Here is an 8,765-nt window from a genome sequence, read left to right on the forward strand (position 1 = left end):
TTGGAGGTCGTAGTCTTCGATGTAGTTGAGGGAGCCGGAGTAGGAGTGGTAGAAGGTGCGTTTGGTTTGTTTGTCTGTTTGAGGGTTGTAGGCGGCGATGCAATAGATAGAGCCATATTCATTGTAGGTGGTAGATTTTGTTCTGATATTTTGCAAATTTGAGTCCTCAATTATGGTGGATTGATTCCACGTCAAAGATATTCTTGCTCCTTTTGGAGGGGTTGGAGGGGGAGTGGTGTGTAAATTATATTCATAATTTCTTCTGCAATTTTGACCGTTAATTTGCCAATCATCATAAAACGTTCCTTCGTTTTAGACGTAAGAATGAGTGATTCCTTTGACATCATAAAGAGTGCGGTTAAATTTGCCTAATTTGTTTCGGATGTGGTCGCCAGTGTAAAAAGTGTTGCCGTTAATAGGAGATGCTCTGAGCCATTTTTGGAGGGCGGAGCGGTAGTTGGCTATTTCTTGGCGACATTCAGCTTGTTCACGGGCTGCCTTTTCATAATCATAAGGAGGACTGCAATAATATGTTTCACGCGCTTTAAAAGGATCAATAGTGTCGAATGTTTCAATAATACGTTCAACAGTAGTAGATGTATTATTGATATCACCAGTATCAGTATATTTGACAGTTAAATTATTGATAAGCTTGCTAGGTTTGATTATTTGGACTCAATTTTATTTAACAAATAACAAAAAATAAAAAAATTATAAAAAAACATTGACTTTATCAAAAATACAAATATAATAATACTATATTTAAACAAATTTATGGATAAATTCTATTTAAAATTGTTTCAATAATCAACATTAATTTTTATTTTTTAATGATTTTTCATTTTATGATGTTGATGGATATGTCTTTTGATATAAAAAAGATGATTTAAGATAAAAGGAGAAAAAAATGGCTGTTAAAAAAACTGTTGAAACAGAAAAAGAGAAAAAAACATCATCTGTTAAAAAAGAAGAGGTTAAAAAAACAAGAAAAGCGCCTGTTAAAAAAGCAGCGCCTGTAGAAAATAACGACAAAACAAAAAATAACGAAAAAACAACATATCAAAATTGGCTTAAAGTATTATTTATTAATTTAGTCGTTACTCCCTTAGTTTTCCTAATGATGGTTTTTTTAACTAATGAACTTTTAAACATTTTAGCGTCTTTTAAGATCATTGAGAAACCAGAGAAATTTTTAAATTCTTTTTCCTCTCTTTTTAACGATTTATTGTTACAAAATATGGAGTATAACCAAGGTTTACGTTCTAAGGATATATATATTTTATTTTACCGATGGATCTTTATCGTTTATATGATGTTTGTTATTGTCTATAATGTGAGATTTGTATTACGTATTTCTAAAAAAGAAAAATCACTTCAATTAACTAAATAAAAAAAACTAACTTGAAAAAGTTAGTTTTTTTTATGATATATAATTCATTATTTGACAATATCCCACAATAAAATCAATCATAGGGTCTAAATGAATTAATCGATTGTTTCTCATTTTAATTCTAAATATTGTTTTTCTGGTTGTTTAATAGTTTTTTTAGGAATAACTAGTTTTAATACGCCTTCTTGTAAAGTTCCTTCCACTTCTTTTAAATCGAAATTTTTATCTAAATAGAAGCTACGTTTAAAAACGCCTTTAAATCTTTCTTTTCTAATGAAATTAGGTTCTTTTTCTTCTTTTTCATGAGAATTGTTGGCTTCAATAGTTAAGTAACCATTTTCTAAAGCAACTTTGACGTCTTCTTTTTTAAAGCCCGGTAATTCAACATTGATAATATATTGTTTATCTTGTTCTTGAATATCGGTTTTCATAATATTGTTCGTTTTCACAAAAGGGTTTAATTTGTTGATATCTTCAAAAAAATTTTCAAATAAATCTTGATTTGGATTAATTAAATTAAATAACATGAATTGATCACTCCTTTTTTATTATTTTTTATATAAAGAAAAAATTAAAAAAAGCTTTCAGAAGAAACTTAAAACATTTTTTATCTTTTATTTTAAGTTCACTTTTATTTTATCAAAAAAAATTAGCACTGTCAAGAGGTGAGTGCTATTTTTTTTAAAAAAGATTTATTTTTTGAAAAAGAACGTTTTTATGGTGTAAAAATATCTTTGATGATATATTAAAAATAATCAATATTACTTATATGCCTAATATTTCTTGTTGTTGGATTAAAAGCGCTTCCCCTTTATGAGTTAAATGTAATTCTTCGTCTTCTAATTTAACATAACCTTCTTGAAATGATTTTTTTAAGCATTTTTGATAAAAAGCGGAAGACCATTTTAAGGATTGTTGGGTTTGAACAATATTTTCTTTTTTTTCGTGGTTTTGGATATGAATCAATAAGTTAATCATTCCGAAATATTTTTTTTGTTTATTCTTTTGGATTAATTTAGTTATTACTCCATTTTTGGTTTCAAAAATAAAGACTAATAAAAAAATTAATAACATCGCTGAAGAGATAGTGCCCGATAAGGTCATATTTAACCAAATACCCGCACTATAACCAACCACAACTCCTAGAAAAGCGAAAAACATCGAAAATAAAACACTACTAAATAAATTTTTAGTAATTAATAAAGCGGTAGCCGCAGGCGCGATAAAAAAGGAAATCATTAGTATAGAACCCGCAATTTCAAAGGCGGCAACGGATGTAGTGGAGACTAAAGTGATTAAAATATAATTGATTAAAGTAGGTAAAAAACCTAGAGAAACGGCTAAATTTTTATCAAATAGAGATAATTTTAATTCTTTATAAAAGACTAGGAAAAAGAAAAAATTCAGTAAAAAAACAGGTAAAATAATTTTAATTTTACTACTATTTATGAATTCTAAGCTACCAGTAAAAACAGCGTCAATATCTAGGTGAGCATCACGAATATAAACAGTTATGATAAAGACCGCTAAAGCGAATAAAAAAGCAAAAGTAATTCCAATAGCGGCATCTTCGTTAACTTTACTATGTCGAGAGAGGATATCGCTTAAATAAGATGTAAAAACACCTATTAAAGTAGCTCCTATGATTAAATAAGGAGAATTAAGATCTCGTACTATTAAAAAAGTTAAGACAATACCTAATAAAACGCTGTGACTAATAGCATCAATTACCATCGACATTCTTTTTAAAATTAAAAAAACACCTAAAATAGAGGCAGCCATAGCTGTCAAAACTGCGATAAAAAAACTATTAAAATCAAAATTATCGCTAAATGCGGAAAAAGTATTAATCATGAAATTCCCCTTTCATTAACTTTTCTACTAATCGTTGTCCTTTTGCGGTTAAAGTAATTTTTTTATGATGATAAGTGAGGTATTTTTGTTCCAAAAATAAAGCTTCTTGGGGATAATTTTCATGTTCTATTTGTTGATCTTTTTGGTTATAAATATGAATCAAAAATTTATATTTTTTAATTTGTTTTTGGTATTGATTACTTTGTAAATGAGTTTTTAAAATACCATGTTTAGGGGCAAAATATAACGAAACAAAAACAAAGAAAGATAAAAAGATCGTAATCATTGGACCAGTAGGAACGTGTTGCCAACCGATATCAATAACGCTGAAAATAGTGCCTAAAAAACCAGCTATTAAGGAAAAAAGAGAGGCTAAAAAAATATTTATTTTTAATTTATCACTCCATTGTCGGGCGGATATTGCAGGAGCAATGATAAAAGCGCTCATTAAAACAATTCCAGCAATCCTTAAACCAATAATAACAACAGTTATGGTTAAAACATTAATAATGTTTTTCATTATTTTAGCATTAACTCCGACACTTTGAGAAAAAGAAGGGTCAAAAATAAATATTTTTAATTCTTTTTTAAACAAACAAATAATGGTTAAAACTAAAAGAGCGATTATAACTACCGTATATACGTCGTTTTTAGACATAGAAGCTATTTGTCCAAGGGTTAATTTTTCTAATTGAGCGATAGAAGGATTGGCGTTTTTTTGTTGTATAATGGATAAAAGCGTTTGTCCTAAACCAAAAAAAGCTGACAGAATTAAAGCCAAAATAGCGTCATATTGGATGGGAGAATATTTTTTAATCATTTCTATTAAAGCTAAAGCTATCATAGAGATGATAAAAGCGCCTATGATTAAGACCCATATACCGGGTTGTTTAACTGAATCAGGTCCTACAATTAAACTATGTAAAAAATAAGCTAATACGATGCCTGGTAGAGAAACATGAGATAAAACATCCCCTACTAAAGCTTTTTTATTTAAAACCACAAAAACACCTAAAATAGCCGCAGCTAAACCTAAAAAAGCGATCCCAATTAATTTATCACTAATATCATTCATTAAACGACAAAGTTCCATCATTTATCAGGCTCCTCTTGAGAATTATGGGAAAATTGTTTAAAAAAATCAAATTGATAGGTTTTTTTAAGGTTTTCTGGAGTAAAGACTTCTTTAACTGGTCCACTATTGATTTTTTTAACATTTAATAAAGTAACGTAATCAAAATAGTGTGGCACCGTATTTAAATCATGATGAACCACTACTACCGTTTTTCCTTGGTTTTTCAACTCTTTTAAAACCGACATAATGGCTTTTTCTGTTTTAGAATCAACCCCTTGAAATGGTTCATCCATTAAATAAAAATCTCCTTGTTGAGCTAAAGCTCTGGCTAAAAAAACTCTTTGTTGTTGTCCGCCAGAAAGTTCGGAAATTTGGCGATCTTTTAAATCTAGCATTTCTACTTTTTTTAAAGCTTCTAAGGCGATTTGTTTATCTTCTTTTTTCGGTCTTTTAAACCAACCTAAAGAACCGTATCTACCCATTAAAACAACTTCAAAAACATTAATAGGGAAATTCCAATCCACTGTATTTCTTTGAGGAACATAAGCTATTTTTTTATAAATTTGTTGATATTTTTGGTTATTAAATAAAATTTCTCCTGATACTTTAGGAATTAAATTTAAAATAGCTTTTAATAAAGTGGATTTGCCTGCTCCATTAGGTCCGATAATAGCCATTATAGAACCAGGGAAGATATCTAAATCAATATCCCATAAAACCGGTTTTAAATGGTAAGCCACCGTTAAATCTTTAATAGTAATAGCTCTTTTTTTATTCATTTCTTCAGTTCCTTTGTAATGATTTTGATATTATGTAAAAAAGTTAGTAAATAATCTAAATTAGCGTTTAAAGAGTCGGAAAATAAACCTTCTTCGCCTTCGCACATTTTAATCTGATAACCGTCTTTTTCTACCATTTCTTTTAAACTTTGTAATGTGTTGTTTGTCATTGAACTTTCGGTAAAAATAGCTTTTATTTGTTTATCTTTAATATTTTGAGCTATTCTTCTAATATCGCCAATACTAGCTTCTGTTTGAGTAGAAGTGCCTTGGATAGCTTCTATGTTTAAACCAGTTGTTTCTCCAAAATAAGAAAAAGCATCATGAGAAGTGACTAAATATCGTTTGTTTTCGGGGATATTTTTTTGTAATTCGATGATGGCTGGACCTATTTTTTTCATTACTTCGTCTTTATAATCTTTGAAATTGGTTTCTAAAATTTGTTTAGCTTGTGTTTTTGTGTCGTCTGTCGCTTCGGCGTTTTCAATTAATTTTTGTATTTCTGTTTTTAATAATTTTCCAGCTTCCATCCATAACTTGTAATTAAACCATATATGTGGGTCATCTACGCCATCATGTTGTATTATGGTGTTTTTTGGATTTTTTTTCAATGCTTCTCCGACATTAAACAACAATTGATCCGGTTTTTCTTTAGAAATGAATAATTGAAAAGCTTTTTCCATGTTAGCTTCTAAATGGAGCCCATTTATCACTATTAAATCACTTTGTAAAATAATCAAACGATGGTTAGGGAGAGGTTTATAATTATGAGGATCAACGCCTACCCCCATCATAGGTTTTTTTAATTCTAATAAACTATCAATAATTTTTTTCTTTTCTGTTTCTTTAGGATTGTTGTTTTTATCAAATTCATCATATAAAATATGTTGTGTTAAATCGTATAACATATTAGTGGTTGTCACAATGGTTTTTTTATTATTTTGGTGGTTTTTTTGTTTATTTTGTTGTTGTCTATAATAAACAGAAGACAAAAAAACTAAAACCATTAAAATTGTTGAAATAACGAATACATGAATTTTTTTCATTTTTTTTCCTTTTAGTATTTTAAAAAAGTTTTATACGGGAAATGTGAATTATTTTAAATTTAACAGTCTTTTTGATCTATTGTGGGGAATAATGATGTTATATATCAATGGTATTGTCTATATTCAAACATTTTCAAAAGAGAAAAACAATTATCGCATTAAAACAAGCAAAAATCATACGATTTATATTTATCCCTTTTATACATTAAAAAAGGATATTTTCTATTTTTTTATATATCAGTGATGCGGAAATAAAAATTTAGACCACAAATGCAGTTATTTATAAGAAAAGATAGTATTATTGATATAAAAGTGGAATTAAATTTATCATTTTGCGGTGTATTTTGCCATATTTTAGGCTATATCGCAATAAAATGGATTGTTAATTTGTGGTTAGAAAAGACACTTATTTTAAAAGATCTTTTTTCTGTTTTAAATAGTTTTTTAATAGCTAATAAATCAGTTTATGATGTGTTAATAGATTTTTTTCGATAAATCAATCTAATGATGTGATTAGAAAAAAGTCGATTTGTTGGAACTGAATGAATGTGAATGGTTAATTATCTCTAAAAAAGGATTATATGGTTGATAATGAGATTTATTTTAAATATTTATACGTTTTTGAAATTACTACATTTTTATTATACTCTTTTTTTGTTTTTAAAAACATTTTTTTCAACAAAAAAGAGATCTTTAGCAACATTTTTTTTGGTTAGGTAATAATTCTCACCTCTCACCAAGAGCCTTATTCGTTTAATTTTTTTTAAAAATAAATCACCAAGAGAAATAATTCCAAAAATGCTTACAAATTAAAAAAACCCATTAAGCGATTAATTCTTTTTGGGCATGATTCAATACATTTTTATATGCTATTTTAGTTATATACTTTTTTCGTTCTAAAAATTTATATCAATACGGACAAATAAATATCTAATTGTTATAAATTAATTTTCTGTTTTGCAAGAGTTTGAATACTTGTTTTATATACGATTGATAACAAAAAGAAAAGATCTAAATTTGTAATTGTAAATGATTTGACTTTCGATTTTTCAAAAATTAACTTTTAACAACAAAAAAAGCTAAATTGTTTGTCAAATAAACAATTTAGCTTTGCAATTACATAATTAATTTAGGCGTCTTTTTTTATTAATCCTGATTAAAAAGGGAATCCAATATCGTCTTTCCGATCTTCCGAATTATCTTTTCAACTAAGATCATTTATAACGTCATTTTTATTTATAAAAAGTGTTTTCTGGTAAAAATTATAATTAGTTTTGAACTCGTCTATAAAATAAAAATCAATTTTTTCTGATAAATGCGTTTCGTTAATATATATGATTTCTTTTTCTGTATTTATGTTGCTTTCAATATCCTCTTTGTTTAACAAATAAATTTGAAAATTATAATCGTTTATCAGTTTAACTATCAAATAAGGATTCAACGGAATGTTGTCTTTTGAAAATAAGAAATTTCTTTCTTCTTCCTGTTTTTCCAACAATTTTAAAACTTCTTCATAAACTTTTAAATTAGATTTATTGCAAAATCCAATATAAAACTTGGAATCTTTTATATTCAATATTAGTTTTAAAATGTCATCGGAAGAAACAGTTTTTTTATTTAACAACTCTTGCGAATGTCTTTTTTTATTTTCATCAATAACATTGTTATTGATATTTGGATTATTTGTTTCCAATTCTTTTTCTATTATCTTTTTTTTGTCAATTTTGTCTATTATTTTGTCTAATTGGTCTAACTTTTTTTGGAAGTCTAAGTCATTATTAACTTTTTTTTCAGGTTTTACTGAATTAATAATTTTGACTGCTGCGGCTGTCGGAGTAGAACAACTTTCATGAACCATTAAATCAGTGAAAGTAATATCGTCATTGTGACCGATACCAGCAATAATAGGTATCATCGTTTTTGATATGTATTCGATTAAATCTTTATCATTAAATACAGCATTTCTCAATTTTGAATCTCCGCCGCCTCGCGCTAACAAAATGATATCAGCTAGTTTATTTGTATTAATTTTTTCGATCATTTCGCAAATTTCGTAAACAGCATTATCTCCCTGAGTTGATGTATGATGTAATTCAAATTTTACATTTTGCGAAAACCATTCATCTGCATTAAATTGATTTTTGATATCGCCCCAAACTTTTCCTTTTTTAGAAGTTACAACTGCTACTTTTTTAGCCACTTTAAGGATGTTGGGGGATATTTGTTTTTGCAAATTATTCTTTGAAAATTTTTTTTCTAAAAAAATATCATCAATTTCCAATACAGGAATTTCCTGATTATTTATTAATTCGCCTGCGATAATGACGCTTTTATTGTCTAAATCCTTTATATTTGGTTTTAGTTTTGTTTTTAAAATGATTTTATTTTTAGTTTTTTCATCCTCTATAAACAAATTATATTTTTTCAAATCATCATCAACTTTTTCGATTTGAAAACGAAAAACGCCCTTAATTAAAGGGGAATAATCAATATATTTATTTTTTTTCGTACTTTCTAAAAAAGTTTGTACTGATATAAATGTATTCATGGATAAGTTTTACCATTGCTTTCTTAAATGAATTGAAAATGATGTATAATTGATATATTATAAAAAATATATA

The 8,765-nt window shown here is 27.2% G+C and carries 8 protein-coding genes; 1 reads left to right on the forward strand and 7 read right to left on the reverse strand.

Annotated elements, in window-relative coordinates; translation table 11 throughout:
- Positions 1-195: DUF2963 domain-containing protein (locus HR065_RS02805; RefSeq protein ID WP_178734383.1), on the reverse strand; the 195-nt coding region annotated here is incomplete at its 3' end.
- A 712-nt stretch (positions 196-907) separates the two neighbouring features.
- Here HR065_RS02805 and HR065_RS02810 point away from each other — a divergent pair.
- Positions 908-1,390, forward strand: coding sequence for a hypothetical protein (locus HR065_RS02810; RefSeq protein WP_178734384.1), 483 nt, complete (start codon positions 908-910; stop codon positions 1,388-1,390).
- Between the two features lie 110 nt (positions 1,391-1,500).
- Here HR065_RS02810 and HR065_RS02815 read toward each other — a convergent pair whose 3' ends face one another.
- From HR065_RS02815 to HR065_RS02840, 6 genes are all read right to left on the reverse strand, one after another.
- Positions 1,501-1,917: an Hsp20/alpha crystallin family protein gene (locus tag HR065_RS02815; RefSeq protein WP_178734385.1), complete on the reverse strand. Its 417-nt coding sequence runs from the start codon at positions 1,915-1,917 to the stop codon at positions 1,501-1,503.
- Between the two features lie 238 nt (positions 1,918-2,155).
- Positions 2,156-3,244 (reverse strand): metal ABC transporter permease, encoded by a 1,089-nt coding sequence (locus tag HR065_RS02820; RefSeq protein ID WP_178734386.1) that lies wholly within the window; start codon positions 3,242-3,244, stop codon positions 2,156-2,158.
- Entirely contained in the window at positions 3,237-4,340 is a 1,104-nt protein-coding gene (locus HR065_RS02825; protein WP_178734387.1) for a metal ABC transporter permease, read from the reverse strand. Before HR065_RS02825 ends, HR065_RS02820 begins: the two co-directional genes overlap by 8 nt.
- Positions 4,337-5,098 (reverse strand): metal ABC transporter ATP-binding protein, encoded by a 762-nt coding sequence (locus HR065_RS02830; RefSeq protein ID WP_178734388.1) that lies wholly within the window; start codon positions 5,096-5,098, stop codon positions 4,337-4,339. The genes HR065_RS02825 and HR065_RS02830 overlap by 4 nt, the downstream gene beginning before the upstream one ends.
- The gene (locus HR065_RS02835; RefSeq protein ID WP_178734389.1) at positions 5,095-6,144 is read right to left on the reverse strand and encodes a metal ABC transporter solute-binding protein, Zn/Mn family; all 1,050 of its coding nucleotides are present in this window, start codon (positions 6,142-6,144) and stop codon (positions 5,095-5,097) included. Before HR065_RS02835 ends, HR065_RS02830 begins: the two co-directional genes overlap by 4 nt.
- Positions 6,145-7,348: 1,204 nt before the next feature.
- Complete coding sequence (locus tag HR065_RS02840; protein ID WP_178734390.1) at positions 7,349-8,692, reverse strand: exodeoxyribonuclease VII large subunit; 1,344 nt, start codon at positions 8,690-8,692, stop codon at positions 7,349-7,351.
- Positions 8,693-8,765: the final 73 nt, after the last annotated feature.

The organism is Candidatus Phytoplasma pruni (genome assembly GCF_013391955.1).
Classification (GTDB): domain Bacteria; phylum Bacillota_I; class Bacilli_A; order Acholeplasmatales; family Acholeplasmataceae; genus Phytoplasma.

Excerpts from the sequence above, each read along its gene's own strand:
- HR065_RS02810 (WP_178734384.1), top strand. The coding sequence starts at position 908 with ATGGCTGTTAAAAAAACTGTTGAAACAGAAAAAGAGAAAAAAACATCA.
- HR065_RS02815 (WP_178734385.1), bottom strand. The coding sequence starts at position 1,917 with ATGTTATTTAATTTAATTAATCCAAATCAAGATTTATTTGAAAATTTT.
- HR065_RS02820 (WP_178734386.1), bottom strand. The coding sequence starts at position 3,244 with ATGATTAATACTTTTTCCGCATTTAGCGATAATTTTGATTTTAATAGT.
- HR065_RS02825 (WP_178734387.1), bottom strand. The coding sequence starts at position 4,340 with ATGATGGAACTTTGTCGTTTAATGAATGATATTAGTGATAAATTAATT.
- HR065_RS02830 (WP_178734388.1), bottom strand. The coding sequence starts at position 5,098 with ATGAATAAAAAAAGAGCTATTACTATTAAAGATTTAACGGTGGCTTAC.
- HR065_RS02835 (WP_178734389.1), bottom strand. The coding sequence starts at position 6,144 with ATGAAAAAAATTCATGTATTCGTTATTTCAACAATTTTAATGGTTTTA.
- HR065_RS02840 (WP_178734390.1), bottom strand. The coding sequence starts at position 8,692 with ATGAATACATTTATATCAGTACAAACTTTTTTAGAAAGTACGAAAAAA.